The organism is Nocardia sp. N2S4-5, from assembly GCF_044628355.1.
Classification (GTDB): Bacteria; Actinomycetota; Actinomycetes; order Mycobacteriales; family Mycobacteriaceae; genus Nocardia; species Nocardia wallacei_B.
This window is the reverse complement of record NZ_JBIUPM010000001.1, coordinates 3,610,834-3,627,118: the sequence shown is the minus strand read 5'-3', so window position 1 is coordinate 3,627,118 and position 16,285 is coordinate 3,610,834. Positions and strand designations below refer to the sequence as shown.

The window sequence follows — 16,285 nt, the reverse complement described above, 5'->3', positions numbered from 1 at the left end:
GGTGCCGTCGCCTGGGCGCGTCGTTTTGCACGCACGTAAGCTGTGGGGCATGTCCTCGGCTATCCCGTTGAATGTCGGAATCGCCCGGTCGGCCGGCTCCGGCGCGTCCGGTGCGGCCAAGCGCGTGCTGCTCGCCGAGCCGCGCGGCTACTGCGCCGGGGTGGATCGCGCGGTGGAGACCGTGGAGCGCACGCTGGACAAGCACGGCGCGCCGGTCTACGTCCGCAAGGAGATCGTGCACAACCGGCACGTGGTGGAGACACTGCGCGAGCGCGGCGTGATCTTCGTCGACGAGACCGACGAGGTGCCCGAGGGCGCCGTCGTGGTCTTCTCCGCGCACGGCGTGTCCCCGGCGGTGCACAAGGCCGCCGCCGAACGCAGCCTGCACACCATCGACGCCACCTGCCCGCTGGTCACCAAGGTGCACCAGGAGGCCAAGCGCTTCGCCCGCGACGATTTCGACATCCTGCTCATCGGCCACGAGGGCCACGAGGAGGTGGAGGGCACCGCCGGCGAGGCCCCCGACCACGTGCAGCTGGTCGACGGTCCCGACGCCGTGGACACCGTCACCGTCCGCGACGAGAACAAGGTGATCTGGCTGTCGCAGACCACCCTCTCGGTCGACGAGACCATGGAGACGGTCCAGCGGCTGCGCGAGCGCTTCCCCAAGCTGCAGGATCCGCCGTCGGACGACATCTGCTACGCCACGTCCAACCGTCAGACCGCGGTGAAGGCCATGGCGCCGGAGTGCGATCTGGTGATCGTGGTCGGCTCGCGCAACTCCTCCAACTCCAAGCGCCTCGTCGAGGTCGCCCTGAACGCCGGCGCCCGCGCCTCCTACCTGGTCGACTTCGCCGCCGAGATGGACCCGGCCTGGTTCGAGGGCGTCCGCACCGTCGGCGTCACCTCCGGCGCCTCGGTCCCGGAGATCCTCGTCCGCGGCGTCCTGGACCTGCTCGCCGAGCACGGCTACGGCGAGGTCCAGCCGGTCACCACCGCCAACGAAACCTTGGTCTTCGCCCTCCCGCGCGAACTGCGCGCGGCCCGCAGCTGAGTGGGGTCGTAGCTGAGTGGGGGCGCCGCCGTCAATCTGACCGGGTGCGGCTCAGTGGTGACCAATCGGGTTGGTAGGTAACGACTTCGGAGGTCGCCGCGATTGCTGTGGCGTGGGGACGAAGCATGCGGGCGTTGTCGCGGGGCGCGGTGTGCCCGTCGTCAGCGCTCGATGCGCCCGGAGTCGCGGTAGCGCACGTTCGGGCGCGGGTGGGGCGGGACATCTCCGTTGCGCTGTGCTCGGGATCGGCGCGCGGCCGGGTCGGGCGTGGCGCGGTCCGAATTGGCGCGCGGATACGCCGCTTTGGCGGGGGAGACGCGCGGCGGCCGTTCCGCCACACGACCCGAGGCGCGACGGCTCGCGCGTGGCGCAGGTTCCGGGTCGGCATCGGCGGCCGACGAACGGGCTCGGCGACGCAGGGTGTCCGACGAACTCGCGGCCCGGCTACGGCGCGTGCGTTCACCCGACCGCGGATTCCGGCTCCGGGACGAGGATTTACGGGTCCGATCGCCACCGGTACGCGCGGCCTCCTGCCGGTGCATCAATACGCGACCCCCGCCGATCAGCAGCACCAGCACCGTGGCCACCGCCATCGTCGGAAACCTGTTCACCAGCGGGATCGCCAGATTCAGCAGCACGTCCTTCACCGACGTGGAACTACGGCCGAGCAGTTGCTGATACGCCAGCGGGACCGACACGAACAACAGCAGCGGCGGCGTCACCATCGTGGTGAACAGACCGCGATAACGCACGACCAGCGCGGCCAGCACGCACCCCACGACGTAGCAGATCGCGAAGGTGCCGGTCAGCTCCTTGCCGCTGCTGCCTGCATCGATGAAGAACCCGATGAACGTACACGCCACCGCGATCAGCACCGCCGCACCGGCGGCAACGCCGGGCACCGATGGAATGATCGAGCGGTGCGATGCCGGTACCTCGGATCGCTCGCGTTGGGTAGCTGCCACGTAAAGCACACTATCTGCCCCGGCCGAGACGTGTCTCGAGGCCGGGCGGATGGGCACGTTACTCGCTGGTTTCGACCAGTCCGACGGCCCGCGGCCAGGACTCCACCCGGGCGATTGCCGGGACCTCCCGGTCGCCGATGTCCAGCTCGTGCAGTCGGCGGGCGGTCACCATCACCCGGGACTCCACCGCGGCGACGGTGTGGTTGAAAGCATCCACGGCCTTTCCCAGTTGAGCGCCGAGGCGGTCCAGGTGGCGACCGGTGGTGCCCAGCCTCGTATACAACTCCCGCCCCAATTGCTGCACCGTTGCCATATCTCGTGACAGGGCCTCCTGCCGCCAGCCGAAGGCGACCGTGCGCAGCAGCGCGATCAGCGTCGTCGGCGTGGCGAGAATCACATTCCGGCCGAAGGCATATTCCAACAGCCCGGAGTCCGCGGTGAGCGCGGCGTCCAGGAACGGGTCACCCGGCACGAACAGCACCACGAATTCCGGCGACGGGTCGAATGCCGTCCAATACGCCTTGTCGGCCAGTTGGTCGACATGCGCGCGTAGGTGTTTGGCGTGCCGGGCGAGATGTTCGCCGCGCGGTCGCGGCTCGGTCTCTGCGGTGGCGTCCAGGTAGGCGGTCAGCGGGACCTTGGCGTCGACGACGATCTGACGGCCGCCGGCCATTCGCACCACAAGGTCCGGGCGCACGCCGCCGTCCTGACCGGACGCGCTGACCTGGGTGTCGAAATCGCAGTGCCGCGACATCCCGGCCAGCTCCACCACCCGTTCCAACTGGATCTCGCCCCAGCGCCCGCGGACCTGCGGCGCCCGCAGCGCCGACACCAGTTGGCCGGTCTGCGTGGACAACTGGTGCGACACCCGCTGCATCCCCGCCACCTGCTCCCGCAGTCCGGAATAGGCGTCGACGCGGTTGTGCTCGACCTGCCGCAGATGCTGATTCAGCGCGCCCACCGCCTCGCGCAGCGGGTCCACCAGACTGCCCACGGCCTGCGAATTGCGCCGCGCCGCATCCTCGTTCGCGGCGCCGAGCGACTGCCGGAGCAGTCTCTCGTTGTCGCGCAGCGCGGCCAGCTGGGCCTCGGCGGCCGCCGCACGCCGCCCCGATCGCGCGGCATGCCCCAGCCACCCGAGCCCGGCTCCGGCGGCGAATACCAACAACAACGCACACAGCATCGATGCGGTCATGGGTGCAGATAGTGCCCCATGCCACCGACAACTACGGGAATCCGGGCAATCCGCCCGCGCCGCGTCGGGTCCGGTGGCGTTTCAGGGACATCTTCGGCCAGCCGGTTTCGGATCTGTCGGTGGGAGCGTCTACGGTTGCGCGGCATGCGGATGCTGCATACGTCGGACTGGCACATAGGGCGCACGTTCCACGGCGTGGATCTGCTTGCCGACCAGGCACGTTCGCTGGAATCGATCGCCGAGATCGTGGCCGCCGAGGGCGTCGAGGCGGTGCTCCTGCCGGGCGATGTGTACGACCGATCGATTCCGAGTGCCGACGCGATCGCGGTGTGCAATCGGGGATTCGAGGCGATCCGGGCGGCCGGCGCGGTGATCGTGGCAACCTCCGGCAACCACGATTCGCCCACCCGTCTGGGCGCGCTGGGCAGCTTCGCCGCCGCGGGCGGGCTGCATCTGCGCACCACCGTCGCCGACGTCGAGCGGCCGGTGCTGCTCTCCGACGAGTTCGGTGAGATCGCCTGCTACGGCATCCCGTATCTGGAACCGGAGATCACCCGCGCCGAGCTGGAGGTGCCGCAGGCACGGTCGCACGCGGAGATCCTGGACGCGGCGATGGCGCGCATCCGCGCCGATGTCGAGCGACGCGGGCGTCCGCGGTCGGTGGTGCTGGCGCACGCCTTCGTCGTGGGCGGCGAGGCGACCGGTTCGGAGCGGACCATCTCGGTCGGCGGCGTCGAGACGGTGCCGATGGGCGCCTTCGACGGCATCGATTACGTGGCGCTGGGACACCTGCATTCGCCGCAGGCGCTGTCGGATTCGGTGCGTTATTCCGGTTCGCCGCTGCCGTACTCGTTCGCCGAGCGTTCGCATCGCAAGGCGGTGTGGATCGTCGACATGGACGCCGATGGGCTGAAAGACGTGGTACGGCGAGATCTTCCGCGGGTGCGCGGCCTCACCCACCTCACGGGCGCACTCGAGGAACTGCTCGACGACCCGGCGCACGCCGCGGCCGAGGACGACTACGTCTCGGCGACCCTGACCGACCATGCCCGTCCGGTCGACGCGCTACGGCGGCTGCGCGGCCGATTCCGACACGCCGTGCACGTGGAATGGGTTCGCCCCGAAGGTAATCCGGAGTTGCGCTACCGTGAGCGGGTGCAGGGCCGACGCGACACCGACGTAGCGCGCAGCTTCCTCGCCGACGTCCGCGGCGAGCCGTCGCCGGGCGAGCTGCAGTGGATGGAGCGCGCCCTCGCCGCGGCCGTCGCCGAACGAGAGACCGAGGCCGTGGCAGCCGCCGCCGACGAGCTGACGGCATGAGGCTGCACCGGCTGGAGATGACGGCCTTCGGGCCCTTCGCCGAGACGGCGACAGTCGATTTCGACGAACTCGGCGCCGACGGACTGTTCCTGCTGCACGGGCAGACGGGCGCCGGAAAAACCACGGTGCTCGACGCGATCGCGTTCGCGCTCTACGGGCGGGTGCCGGGCGCGCGGGGGAGAGCAAGCGGCTGCATTCCGATCACGCCGACCCGCAACTCCCGCCGCGAGTGATGTTGGAGGCCACGCTCGGCGGTCGGCGGCTGCGCCTGATCCGCTCCCCGGAATTCCAGCGCCCGAAGAAGCGCGGCACCGGATGGGCCACCGAACAAGCCGCCGCGACATTGGAATGGCTGGACGGGCGCGGCCACGCCAACCTCTCCCGCATACCGGATATCGGCGACGAGATACTCCGCCTGCTCGGCATGAGCGCCGACCAGTTCTTCCAGGTGGTGCTGCTGCCACAGGGCGATTTCGCGCGTTTCCTGCGCGCGGACAACGAGGATCGCGAGAAGCTGCTCGAAAAGCTTTTCGACACCGAACGTTTCGGCACCGCCGAGCAGTGGCTCGCGCAGCGCCGCCGCGAGAGCGGCGCCGATCTGGAGACGCAGCGCCAGCACATCGACAGGCTGATCGCACAGGTGGGCGGCGCCGCCGGACTCGGCGCCACCGAAACCGTCGCTCCGCTGGAGTCGGTCGACTGGTCGCAGCGACTCCTGACCACCGCCCGCACCGACCTCACCACCGCGACCTCGGAACTCCAACGCTGCCAGCAGGTTTCGGCCCGCGCCCAGACCGCGGCCGAGGAGCAGCGCCGCCTGCGCGACCTGCACCGCCGCCTGTCCGCCGCCCGCACCCAACTCGACGAGTACGCCGCGGCCGCCGACCACCGCGCCCAGCTCACCGCCGAACTGGACCGCGCCCGCCGCGCCGAACCGGTAGCCGCGGCCTTGACCGAGGCCCGCTCGGCCGCCGTGGCACTGCGCCGCCGCACCGACGAGACCCGCGCCACGGCCGAACGCCTGGCGACCCGCCTACTCGACCCACCCAGCGCCGAACTCCCCGGAACTCCTTGGGCAGCAGCAGATCTCGCCACCGCCGAACTGGCAGACACCGACCTGGCAACCGACCTGACCGAGCTGATCCCCGCCCCGCCGCAGGATCCCGAGTCCTGTAACGAAACCCCGGACTCGGATCGACCCGCGGGAGCAGCAGCCCAGTCCGGCGAACATGTACTGCGCTCGGCCGATCCGATAGACCCCGATGAGATCTTGTCGCCTGCGGCCGAATCGGTGGACACCGATGAGCCTGCCCAGGTGGACTCACCCGAAGCCCCGTTGTCCGTTGCCGACTCGCACGAGTCCGAGGAACTGGAGTTGTTCTCGATCGACAGCTTCCTCACTCCGAGTGCGAAAGGCCAGGCTCGGAAAGCGGCCGAGTCGGCAGCTGAAAGGCAATCCGAGTCGGCTCCCGGGAAGCAATCCGAGTCCGCTCCTGGGAAGCGGTCGGGGTCGGCGACCGGTAGGCGGCTCGAGTCCGTAGCCGGACAGCGTTCCGAGTCCACTCCCGAGAATCGGCCCGCGTCGTCGCGTGCGGAGCGGTCCGGATCCCTGGCGGGTGACCGACACGGAACTCCCACCGGGGACAGTCGGAAGATGCCGGACGGCGAGCGGAACCATGGGCAGGTTCATGGTGCGCGGTCTGAGGGGCAGGCTCATGGCCGGGACGAGGCTCAGGTTCATGAGCGGTCCGTAGGGCAGGCTCATGAGCGGTTCGAGGGGCAGGCTCACGAGCGGTTCGAGGCGCAGGCCCATGAGTGGTCTGAGGGGCAGGTTCATGAGCGGGACGAGGCTCAGGTTCATGAGCGGTCCGAAGGTTCGGCCGGGGACAGGTCGTTGGTCGAACGCTCCGGGGATTCGGCTGAGATGCGCTCCGGGGAAACGGCCGGTGGGATCGAGGCGGCTGTGCGGGGGTGGTCGGCGCAGATCGGGGTGCTGGACGAGGTCCGGGCGGATGCTGAGTCGGCAAAGTCGCTGACGGCCGAATTGGCCGGGCTGCGTACCGAATACGCGAATTTGACCGGACGTGCCGAGAAACTCGAATTGCGACGGGCTGAACTGCCCGAGTCCATCCGGACCGCCGAGGTGAGATTGCGAGCGGCCGCTGATGCCATGGCCGGACTGGCGGGGCTGGCAGCTGAATGTGAGCGGTTGCGGGCAGCGGCGACCGCCGCGGTGGATCTGGTGCGGTGCCGTGTCGAGGCCGCGCGGGCCCGCGAGGAGTACGAGACCGCCCGAACCGCGCATACCGATGCTCGTGAACACACGCTGGATGTGCGCGAGCGCCGCCTCGCGGGCATGGCCGCGGAGCTGGCGGGCGCGCTGGCGGACGGTACGCCGTGCGCGGTGTGCGGCGCCACCGAGCATCCCGAACCGGCCCGGCCGACCGCCGCGGCCGCCACCCGGCGCGACGAGGAGCGGGCGGTCGCGGCCGAACGCGCCGCCGAGTCGGCCCGCGATCGCGCACTGGCCCGCAGTACCGAGCTGGAGCGCCGGATCGAGGTGCTCGTGGAGCGCGGCGGCGACGGCGACAAGGCGGAGCTGGCCGCCGCCCTGAGGGCCGCCACCGAAGGCTACGAGGCGGCGGGCCGCGCGGCCGCCCAGCACGACGATCTCACCGTGGAACTGGCCCGCCTGCGCACCGCCGAGACGCAGCTGCACGACGAACTGCGCGAACTCGAATCACAGTGCAGCGCAGTGCAGGAACGCCTGCTGGCCGCCGACCGCCGCCTGGCCGAACTCACCGAACGCCTGCGGGAGGCGGCGGGCGCCGACGGTACGGTGGACCGCCGCCGAGCCCGGCTGGAGGCCTTGGTCCGCGACGCCACCGAACTGCGCGACGCACGTGTCGAAGCCGCCGCCGCTCGAGACCGGGTGACCGCGCTCTCCGCCCGCGTCGAGCAACTGGCACGCGCTGCGGGCCTGGTGCCGCGGTCGAAGAACACTGCGGCCGAAGGTGTTTCGGACTCGGAGCGGCCCAATGCCGCTACCCGTTCCGAGACAGGGAACCACGACTTCGCCGTGCTGGCGTCCTACGCCAAAGTCGTGGACGCCGCCACTCGTACCGCCGAGCAGCAGTCGGAGATGGAGGCCGCGCTGGTCTCCGCCGACCGCGCCCGCGCGCACGCGGAGGCTGTGCTAGCGGAGCCGGAGATCCGCGCTGCCGCCGACATCGAGTCCGTCGACCTCGACGAGCTGGAAACCGCTGTCGCACAAGCACGCACCTGTCTGGACGCGGCGGTCGGCACCCACGCCGAGGCCGCCCGCCGGGTGGCGCGGATGGAGGAACTCGGCGGTCAGCTATGGGCGGCGGTGGACCGCATCGCCCCGATGCAGCAGGCCCACGACGAGCTGGCCGGGCTGGCCGAGGTGGTGGCCGGTCGCGGCGAGAACAACCGCCGCATGCCGCTGCGCTCCTACGTCCTGGCCGCGCGACTGGAGGAGGTGGCACTGGCGGGCTCCGTGCGGTTGCGCCGGATGTCCGGCGGCCGTTACGAATTCGTGCACACCGACGCGGCCGGTCCGCGCGGCCGCCGGGGCGGCCTGGGCCTGGACGTCCGCGACGACTACACCGGCGCCATCCGTCCCGCCAAAACCCTCTCCGGCGGCGAAACCTTCATGGCCTCACTGGCATTGGCGCTCGGCCTGGCCGACGTGGTAGCCGCGGAATCCGGCGGCCTGGTGCTGGACACCCTGTTCATCGACGAGGGCTTCGGCAGCCTCGACGCCGACACCCTCGACTCGGTCATGGGCGTACTCGACGAACTCCGTTCCGGCGGCAGGGTAGTCGGCGTCGTCAGCCACGTAGACGAAATGCGCCAACGCATCCCCAGCCGCCTACACGTAATCCGCGAACCCACCGGCTCCCGCCTCCAAACAATCGTCGCCTGAACCCCTCGCCGCGCAGAGTTGGGCCCGGACCCACCGTCGCCTGACGCTTCGCTGAGTTCGCATCGCGTTGTAACTGGTGCCACGTCCAGGAACGTCCATCCGTATTCGTCGCCGTCATCCCGGCATGTTCTCGGGATCCACACCCACACAGCTGTCTTCGCCGACGGCCGGGTCGCGTACTCGTGGCAGGCATGCCCGACCGTCGGACATGGCGGGCACCGTACCCACGCTTGCCTGGGAATGCGGAGAGGTGGTCTATGCGCTCGAGCGGGTGCCCCACTGCGACCACGATGTGTTCGGTCGGCGGGAAAGGGCAGGCCTGAACCGAGCGCGCGCTACCGTCGAGGGGGTGAAGCGCACTCAGTGGAAGATCCACGGCGAGCACCTCGTCGACGAGAACCGACACATCCGCTTGTCGACTGTCGACGTCGAGCTGCCCGACGGAGTGAAGTTCACCCAGTACGTAGCGCGCATGCCACACTGCGCGATGACGTTGGTGCTCAACGAGAACCGCGAAGCGCTACTCATGTACCGGCACCGGTTCATCATCGACAAGTGGGTTTGGGAACTGCCCGGCGGTTACGTCGACGGTGCCGAGGATGTCGCCGCAGCGGCGGCCCGCGAGGTCGAGGAAGAGACCGGGTGGCGGCCCCGGACCATGGACCACCTGGTCACCTATCAGCCTGCTATCGGCACACTCGACCAGCCGCAGGAGATCTACCTCGCTCGTGGTGCCGACCTCACCGACACTGCACCGGACATCAACGAAGCCGAGGATCTCCGCTGGGTTCCGCTCGACGAGGCGATCGCGATGGTCGGCCGCGGCGAGATCGTCGGCGCCGCAACTGTGGTTGCGCTCTACCGAGCTCTCAGTCTCGACGTGTAGTCAGCTCGCGCACCCGCTGCCGAAATCGGCGACCTCGGGGATATGCGTGTGCGGATCGAGTCGGCGACGCAAGTCGCGCAGGTACGCGTAGCCATCCGACATTACGGCCAATTTGACATGCACGGCCTGCTTCGACAGCTGAAGACGGCTGTGTAAGAACCGCTTTCGCAACACGTCCAAAACACCGTCCGCACGACACCTCCAGCAACGCACGCGACGGCGTGCGTCAGGCTGCCCCAGACCCCTCATGGTCCAGTAGCCAGCGTTTGACCGGGAGCCCCCAGCGGAAGCCGCCGAGGGAGCCGTCCGTGCGCAGGACGCGATGGCAGGGGACGAAGAGGGCGGCGGCGTTGCGGGCGCAGGCGTTGGCGGCCGCGCGGATGGCCTCGGGGCGGCCGGACAGGTCGGCGAAAGCGGTATAGGTCACCGGGTTTCCGGCGGGGACCTTGCGCAGTACCTCCCAGGCGTGCACGAGGAACGGGCCCGAGAGCTGCCGCACGGCGATGTCGTCGATCGCGAAAACGTCACCGGCGTGGAACTTTTCGACGGCTCGGGTGACCGCGCCGAGCGACGGTCGCTGCCGCAGCTCGGCGGGGCGCAGGCGCGGGTGGATCAGCACGCGCAGTTCCTCGGCGTCGCCGGTCCAGCCCGCGGCCAGGACGGCGCCGTCGGGATCGACCAGCGTGGTGAACGGTCCGACCGGCGTCGAGGTCGTCGCGTACTCGGCGGTTGTCATTGCCGCACACTCACTTTCGCGGAACCGTTGGTGGCGCGGGCGGGCGCGGTGCGTTCTGCCAGCGCGCGCTTCCACAGATGCATGGACAGGTAGGACCGCCACGGCGCCCACCGGGCGGTGTCGGTGAGGTCGATGCCGAACAGCGCCGCGCCCTGCCGCACCACCAGATCGGTGTGCAGCAAGATGTCGGGGTCGGCGAGCAGCCGCATCGTGACGTAGTCGGCGGTCCACGGCCCTACCCCGTCCAGCGCCAGCAGATCGCGGCGCACATCGCCGGCGGTGCGCCCGGCGTGCAGGGACAGTTCGCCGGAGGCGAGTGCGCGCGCGGCCGACAGGATCGACGCCGTGCGCCGCGCCGGACCGGTGAGCACCTCGGCGCCGCGCTCGGCGATGGTCTCCGCGGTCGGGAACAGCCGCGGCACCGGCCCGTTGACATTGTCGCCGAGCGCCTCGACCAGCCGCGCGGTGTGCGTGGCCGCGGCCGACACCGAGATCTGCTGCCCGATCATGGTGCGCAGCAACAGTTCCGGGCCGTCCAGGCAGCCCGGCACCCGGATGCCCGGGGTGATCGCCGGGCCGCGGAATCCGGCCGCGAGCGATTCGTCGATCCCGATCGGATCGGCGTCGAGGTCGAGCAGATGCCGCAGTCGCGCCACCGTCGGCGCCAGGTCCCGCATGTCGTGCAGCGCCAGGCCCGCGCGCACATGCCCCGCTTGGACGCTCAGTCGCACCGTCGCGTGCCCGTGGGGAGTGCGCAGGCTGCGTGTGTAGGTACCGTCCTCCCACAGCTCCAGCCCCGGCACCGCGTGCGACGACAGGAACCACTCCAACCAGGATCGATCGAGCGGTTCGCGATACGGCAGTCGCAGGGTGAGCATGCCGTTGGTGGCCGGCAGGGTGTCGCCGCGCAGCCGCCGCGCCTCTTCCCGCAGTGTCGTGGGGCTGACCGCGAACACCTCGCGGACCGTGTCGTTGAACTGCCGGATGCTGGCGAAACCGGCGGCAAAAGCGATGTCGGACATCGGCATTCGGGTCGTCTGAATCAGCAGCCGGGCGGTGTGCGCGCGATGGGCGCGCGCCAGCGCCAGCGGCCCGGCGCCGAGTTCGGCGGTGAGCACCCGGGTCAGTTGCCGCTGCGAGTAGCCCAGCGCACCGGCGAGCGCCGGCACCCCGCCGCGTTCGATGGTGCCGTCGGCGATCAGCCGCATCGCGCGGGCGGCCAGGTCGGCGCGGGTGTTCCACAGCGGCGACCCGGGCGCGGCGTCGGGCAGGCAGCGACGGCAGGCCCGGAACCCGGATTGCTGCGCGGCCGCGGCCGTCGGTAGGAAGGTGACGTTGGTGCGCTTCGGAGTGATAGCAGGACACGATGGGCGGCAATAGATTCCGGTCGTCCGCACCGCGGTGACGAAGTGACCGTCGAATCGCACATCACGGGTCGCTACGGCACGATAACAGCGCTCGAAGTCCAGACCGTTCGCACTCACGCCGTCCACCATGTCAGTCCGAGCCGATCCGCGCTAGCGGAAATCTGCCACCTTCCCCTACGGCTCGAATGTTGCATAGCGATGCACGATGACTATTACTTCGGTTGGCCCAGCTCAGCAACATCTGGTGCCCGGATTGCGGGCCGCCGCGTCGTGCCGGTCCCGCCAGTACTCCCGCTCGCTCGGAATCGGCCGATCGGGATGGTTGCGCCGCAGATGCTCGACGTACCGCGCGTAGTCCTGGCCACCGAGAATCGAGTTCATGTACCAGACGACGGCGCGCGCGCCACGCAGGACGGCCCACCCGGGACCGCTCCGCGTGGCGCACGGTGTGTCGATGCCCGGCTCGGTCACTCCGGCGCCACGGCGGAGGCGGCTCCGGGTTCGTCGGTCCTGCCCGTCTTCGCCTGTTCTTCCCATTTCCGCTGCACCTCCTTCTCGGCCTTCGAGGTGAGAAATCCGCTGGGCCCGAAGATCTTCGACGGCGACTCCGGCGATTCGGTGGTCGGCCCGCCGCCCTTGCGCAGCGCCTGCACGCAGACGATCAGCCCCACCGCCGCCACGATAAGCACCAGCACCGCGAAGATGATCGACAGCGTGCCCTGGATGAAGGTGTTGCGCACCACCTTGTCCATGTCCGCCATGGTCTTCGCGGGCGCCACGATCTTGCCGGCCTGCTGCGCGTCGCTGTAGATGCTGTGCTGCTTCCAGTATCCGATGTTCTTGTCGGCGGAGAAGATCTTCTGCCAGGAGGCCGTCATGGTGACGATGAGATCCCAGATCAGCGGCAGCGCGGGAATCCAGGCCCACTTGACCAGGCCCTTCTTCACCACGATGACGAGCACGACGGTCAGCGCCACCGCGGCCAGCAGCTGGTTGGCGATACCGAACAGCGGATACAGCGTGTAGATGCCGCCCAGCGGATCGGTGACGCCCATCAGCAGCACCGAACCCCACGCTGCGACCACGACGAACGAGCACAGGAAAACACCCGGCCACCAAGACGGATTCTTGAACTTGGCGGCCGGGCCGCCGAAGTTGCCGAGGGTGTCCGACAGCATGAACCGCGCGACACGGGTACCCGCGTCGATCGTGGTGAGAATGAACAGCGCCTCGAACATGATCGCGAAGTGGTACCAGAACGATTTGAGCCCGGTGCCGCCGATGAACTTGTGCATCACCTCGGCCATGCCGACGGCCAGCGTCGGCGCGCCGCCGGTGCGCGAGACGATGCTCTCCTCGCCGACATCCTTTGCGGCCTGGTTCAATTCGGCCGCGGTCATCGGATCGCCGCCGAGGCCCAGGCTGTTGGTGTAGGTCGCCGCCTTCTCCGCGGTGCCCCCGGTCGCGCCCGCGCCCGCGTTCATGGCGAAGTACAGATGCTGGTCGAGGATGCTGGCGGCGATGAGCGCCATCACCGCGACGAACGACTCCATCAGCATGCCGCCGTAGCCGATCATCCGCGCTTGCGACTGCTTCTCCAGCAACTTCGGCGTGGTGCCCGAGGCCACCAGCGCGTGGAATCCGGACAGCGCGCCGCAGGCGATGGTGATGAACAGGAACGGGAACAGGCTGCCGGCGAACGACGGACCGCTGCTGTTACTCGCGAACTGCGAGATGGCCGGAGCCTTCAGCACCGGCATGGTGACCACCACGCCGACCGCGAGCAGCACGATGGTGCCGACCTTCATGAACGTCGACAGATAGTCGCGCGGGGCCAGCAGCAGCCACACCGGCAGCACCGAGGCGATGAAGCCGTAGACGATCAGCAGCCAGGCGATGGTGGTGCCGGACAGCGTGAACAGGTCGCGGCCCCAACCGGATTCGGAGACCCAGCGGCCGGAGATGATGGCCAGCAGCAACAGCGCGAAGCCGACGATCGAGATCTCGCCGACCTTCCCCGGCCGCACATAGCGCAGGTACAGGCCCATCAGCAGAGCGATCGGGATGGTCATCGAGATGGAGAACACGCCCCACGGGCTCCCGCCGTGCAGCTGCCCGTCCGCGCCCTTGGTGGCTGCCAGCGCGTTCACCACGACGATGCCGAGCACGGCCAGCAGGATCACCATGATGACCAGCACCGCGATCAGCGCCGCCGCGCCGCCGACGACGCCGAGTTCGTCGCGGGCCATCTGGCCGAGACTGCGCCCGCGGCGTTTGGTCGACGCCCACAGCACGAGGTAGTCCTGCACCGCCCCGGCCAGCACCACGCCGACCACGATCCACAGCACGCCCGGCAGGTAGCCCATCTGCGCGGCGAGCACGGGGCCGACCAGCGGGCCCGCACCGGCGATCGCGGCGAAGTGGTGACCGAACAGGACCCGCCGGTCCATCGGCATGTAGTCCTTGCCGTTCTCCATCTCCTCGGCGGGAGTGGCGACCCGGTCGTCCGGCTTGGTGATCTTCCATTCGATCAGCCGCGCATAGAACTGGTAGGCGATGATGTAGGTGCAGACCGCGGCGACCACGATCCACACCGCGTTCACATTCTCGCCGCGGGCGATGCCGAGCACGGCCCACGCCGCCGCGCCGAGCACGGCGATGGCGAGGAAGATCCCCTTCTTGGCGGGCGTGATCGGGGAACGGTCCACGACTCCCACGGGAGGTAGGTCGGGGTCTGTTCGGAGGGCTTCGATGGTCGCCATGCGAGCTACTCTCCCGTGCGTCAATGCTGGTCATGCGGAAACGGACACAACGTAGCCGAACCCGGGCGCGTTCGAGTTCGACTTAAGAAAGTCCGAACATATCGATCGGTACGTTCCTGTATCCGACTGTATGTTGTCACGCCGATCTCACATACTGCACGGTTGCTTCCGCTACTCGAGATGCGCGGCTACGCGGGTTACGCGCGTGTCATCCCGACCGCGCGGCGGTAACCTTCTTCGTCCAGGCGCACCTCGTCGCGCAGTCCGGACTCGGCGGGCGATGAAGGCTCACTTCCGGTTCGCGGGCGGGGCGCCCGCCGCCTCGGCTTGCAGCGTCGCCCGGTGCGCGAGGGCGAGATGTTCGCGGGTCTTCACCGTGTCGGGATGGTCCGGGCCGAGGACCCGCTCGCGATCGGCGAGAGTGCGGGTGAACTCGTCGACCGCGTCGGCGTAGCGGTCCGCCTCGAAGTACGAGCAGGCCAGGTTGCTGCGGGCGAGGATGGTGAGCGGATGCCCGTCGCCCAGCAGCCGCTGCCGGTCGGTGAGCACGCGGAGATAGAGTTCGATGGATTCGTCGCGCCGGCCCAGCCGCTCGTAGGCGAGCGCCAGATTGCCGCGGGCGCGCAGCGTCGCCGGATGGTCCGTGCCCAGCGCCCGTTCCGCGGTGTCGACCGCCTGCTCGGAGAGTTCGGCGGCCTCGGCGACCCGTCCGGCCTCCAGGTGATCGTCGGCCACCGCCGCCAGCGAGTCGATCGTCTCCGGATGGTCGGCGCCGAGCGTGCGCTCGCGGACGGCGAGGCTGTGCTGGTTCAGCTCGGCGGCCTCCTCGACGCGGCCCGCCTCGCGCATCGCGAGGGCCAGGCTGTCGTAGGTGGCCAGAGTGTCCGGGTCCTCCGCGCCGAGCACGCGTTCGGAGTCGGCGAGGGTGCGCTTGTAGAGGGCGATCGCCTCCGGCAGCCGGTCCGCCTGGCGGTAGGCCATGGCCAGATTGTGCCGGGCCGCAAGGGTATTGCGATGTTCGTACCCGAAGACCCGCTCACTGTCGGTGAGCGTGCGCTCGTACAGGTCGATCGCCTCGCGCAGACGGCCGACGCGGCGGTATCCGCGGGCCAGCTTGGTGCGGAAGTTGAGCGTGTCGACGTCGTCGGAGCCCAGCACGCTCTCGCCGTCGGCGAGCACCCGCTCATAGAGGTCGTTGGACTCTGTCACCCGGCCCGCGTCGTAGTAGGCGCGGGCGAGATCGCCCGCGGCGACCAGAGTGTCGCGGTGCGACGGCCCGTGTGCCCGTTCCCGGTCGGCGACGATGCGCTCGTGCAGGGCGATGAGTCCGGCGTGCCGCCCGATGACCGTCTCCGCGGCCGACGCGTCGCCTGCGGCCTGATGCTCGATGGTAGAAGCGGGTTCGTCCGATGCCGCATCAGTGCTGGAGGTGTTGTCGGATGCCGTACCCGTGTTGGAGGTCGCGTCGGATGCCGTACCCGTGCTGGAGGTCGCGTCGAATGCCGTACCCGCGCTGGACGTCGCATCGGATGCCGCACTCGTGCTGAGGGTTTCGTTGTCGGCGGGTGTTGCCGGGGCGGTGCTGATGGCGTGCGGGATGGGCTCGGTCGGTGTCTCCTCGGTGACCGGCTTCGGCTCCGCGGCCGCGGGTCGCCCAGGTGCGTCCCCCGCCACCGCTGCCCCTGCCGCCGGGGACAGCGTGAGTTTCACTGTGTGCGTGGTGGTTCCGCCCGGCAGCAGGGTGTTTGCTCCGACCACCCAGAAGCGCGGTTCGCGGTTGTCGGCGTCGGTATCGATCAACAGTTGACACGTCAGGTCGATGGCGGTGGGCTCGAAATCGATGGCCTCGAACGGACGTATCGCTGCCAGCTGGGTCGACAGTGCGGCAACGACGTCGGTGAGCGGCAGTGCTCCGACGAGCCCTTTTCCGCTGTCCGGCATGGTGATTCCCCTCGGGAGCGCGTATGAACCACCGCCGCGAGGCGGCTCCTCCGATCGTACGGTTCCCCGCCGGCACTTCCACACGGTAGTGGTGAGCGTGGCACCGGAGG

Annotated in this window: 12 protein-coding genes; 5 read left to right on the top strand and 7 right to left on the bottom strand. The window is 69.5% G+C overall.

Translation table 11 applies throughout. The features are described from left to right. Positions 1–49 precede the first annotated feature (49 nt). The gene (locus tag ACFMRZ_RS16540; protein WP_400179845.1) at positions 50–1,054 is read left to right on the top strand and encodes a 4-hydroxy-3-methylbut-2-enyl diphosphate reductase; all 1,005 of its coding nucleotides are present in this window, start codon (positions 50–52) and stop codon (positions 1,052–1,054) included. 161 nt (positions 1,055–1,215) lie between these two features. On the opposite strand, the gene ACFMRZ_RS16535 is transcribed toward ACFMRZ_RS16540, so the two are convergent. Beyond that, entirely contained in the window at positions 1,216–2,019 is an 804-nt protein-coding gene (locus ACFMRZ_RS16535; RefSeq protein WP_400179844.1) for a DUF6542 domain-containing protein, read from the bottom strand. Between the two features lie 58 nt (positions 2,020–2,077). Further along, positions 2,078–3,214 carry a DNA recombination protein RmuC gene (locus ACFMRZ_RS16530; RefSeq protein ID WP_280272666.1) on the bottom strand — a complete coding sequence of 379 codons (1,137 nt, stop codon included), beginning with the start codon at positions 3,212–3,214 and terminating at the stop codon, positions 2,078–2,080. A gap of 144 nt (positions 3,215–3,358) precedes the next feature. Here ACFMRZ_RS16530 and ACFMRZ_RS16525 point away from each other — a divergent pair, with 144 nt between their 5' ends. The 4 genes from ACFMRZ_RS16525 to ACFMRZ_RS16510 all read left to right on the top strand — a co-directional run bounded on the left by ACFMRZ_RS16525 (position 3,359) and on the right by ACFMRZ_RS16510 (position 9,369). Then, the gene (locus ACFMRZ_RS16525) at positions 3,359–4,534 is read left to right on the top strand and encodes an exonuclease SbcCD subunit D (protein WP_280365581.1); all 1,176 of its coding nucleotides are present in this window, start codon (positions 3,359–3,361) and stop codon (positions 4,532–4,534) included. Continuing rightward, positions 4,531–4,767: an AAA family ATPase gene (locus ACFMRZ_RS16520; RefSeq protein WP_400179843.1), complete on the top strand. Its 237-nt coding sequence runs from the start codon at positions 4,531–4,533 to the stop codon at positions 4,765–4,767. The genes ACFMRZ_RS16525 and ACFMRZ_RS16520 overlap by 4 nt, the downstream gene beginning before the upstream one ends. Then, entirely contained in the window at positions 4,767–8,483 is a 3,717-nt protein-coding gene (locus ACFMRZ_RS16515) for an SbcC/MukB-like Walker B domain-containing protein (protein WP_400179842.1), read from the top strand. The genes ACFMRZ_RS16520 and ACFMRZ_RS16515 overlap by 1 nt, the downstream gene beginning before the upstream one ends. Positions 8,484–8,832: 349 nt before the next feature. Next, entirely contained in the window at positions 8,833–9,369 is a 537-nt protein-coding gene (locus tag ACFMRZ_RS16510; RefSeq protein WP_400179841.1) for an NUDIX domain-containing protein, read from the top strand. Positions 9,370–9,595: 226 nt separating this feature from the next. On the opposite strand, the gene ACFMRZ_RS16505 is transcribed toward ACFMRZ_RS16510, so the two are convergent. The 5 genes from ACFMRZ_RS16505 to ACFMRZ_RS16485 all read right to left on the bottom strand — a co-directional run bounded on the left by ACFMRZ_RS16505 (position 9,596) and on the right by ACFMRZ_RS16485 (position 16,175). Continuing rightward, a complete protein-coding gene (locus ACFMRZ_RS16505; protein WP_280272670.1) occupies positions 9,596–10,105 on the bottom strand; it encodes a methylated-DNA--[protein]-cysteine S-methyltransferase in 510 nt (169 codons plus the stop codon). Beyond that, positions 10,102–11,601 carry a DNA-3-methyladenine glycosylase 2 family protein gene (locus ACFMRZ_RS16500; RefSeq protein WP_400179840.1) on the bottom strand — a complete coding sequence of 500 codons (1,500 nt, stop codon included), beginning with the start codon at positions 11,599–11,601 and terminating at the stop codon, positions 10,102–10,104. Before ACFMRZ_RS16500 ends, ACFMRZ_RS16505 begins: the two co-directional genes overlap by 4 nt. A gap of 102 nt (positions 11,602–11,703) precedes the next feature. After that, on the bottom strand, positions 11,704–11,943 hold the full coding sequence (locus tag ACFMRZ_RS16495) for a YbdD/YjiX family protein (protein WP_400179839.1): 240 nt from the start codon (positions 11,941–11,943) through the stop codon (positions 11,704–11,706). Then, positions 11,940–14,234 (bottom strand): carbon starvation CstA family protein, encoded by a 2,295-nt coding sequence (locus ACFMRZ_RS16490; RefSeq protein WP_400179838.1) that lies wholly within the window; start codon positions 14,232–14,234, stop codon positions 11,940–11,942. Before ACFMRZ_RS16490 ends, ACFMRZ_RS16495 begins: the two co-directional genes overlap by 4 nt. Positions 14,235–14,522: 288 nt before the next feature. After that, positions 14,523–16,175: a tetratricopeptide repeat protein gene (locus tag ACFMRZ_RS16485; RefSeq protein ID WP_400179837.1), complete on the bottom strand. Its 1,653-nt coding sequence runs from the start codon at positions 16,173–16,175 to the stop codon at positions 14,523–14,525. Between the last annotated feature and the right edge of the window lie 110 nt (positions 16,176–16,285).

What these genes read in the sequence shown, in the direction of transcription:
- ACFMRZ_RS16515 (WP_400179842.1), top strand. Translation starts at nt 4,767, where the DNA reads ATGTTGGAGGCCACGCTCGGCGGTCGGCGGCTGCGCCTGATCCGCTCC.
- ACFMRZ_RS16525 (WP_280365581.1), top strand. Translation starts at nt 3,359, where the DNA reads ATGCGGATGCTGCATACGTCGGACTGGCACATAGGGCGCACGTTCCAC.
- ACFMRZ_RS16500 (WP_400179840.1), bottom strand. Translation starts at nt 11,601, where the DNA reads ATGGTGGACGGCGTGAGTGCGAACGGTCTGGACTTCGAGCGCTGTTAT.
- ACFMRZ_RS16490 (WP_400179838.1), bottom strand. Translation starts at nt 14,234, where the DNA reads ATGGCGACCATCGAAGCCCTCCGAACAGACCCCGACCTACCTCCCGTG.
- ACFMRZ_RS16520 (WP_400179843.1), top strand. Translation starts at nt 4,531, where the DNA reads ATGAGGCTGCACCGGCTGGAGATGACGGCCTTCGGGCCCTTCGCCGAG.
- ACFMRZ_RS16505 (WP_280272670.1), bottom strand. Translation starts at nt 10,105, where the DNA reads ATGACAACCGCCGAGTACGCGACGACCTCGACGCCGGTCGGACCGTTC.
- ACFMRZ_RS16540 (WP_400179845.1), top strand. Translation starts at nt 50, where the DNA reads ATGTCCTCGGCTATCCCGTTGAATGTCGGAATCGCCCGGTCGGCCGGC.
- ACFMRZ_RS16530 (WP_280272666.1), bottom strand. Translation starts at nt 3,214, where the DNA reads ATGACCGCATCGATGCTGTGTGCGTTGTTGTTGGTATTCGCCGCCGGA.
- ACFMRZ_RS16485 (WP_400179837.1), bottom strand. Translation starts at nt 16,175, where the DNA reads ATGCCGGACAGCGGAAAAGGGCTCGTCGGAGCACTGCCGCTCACCGAC.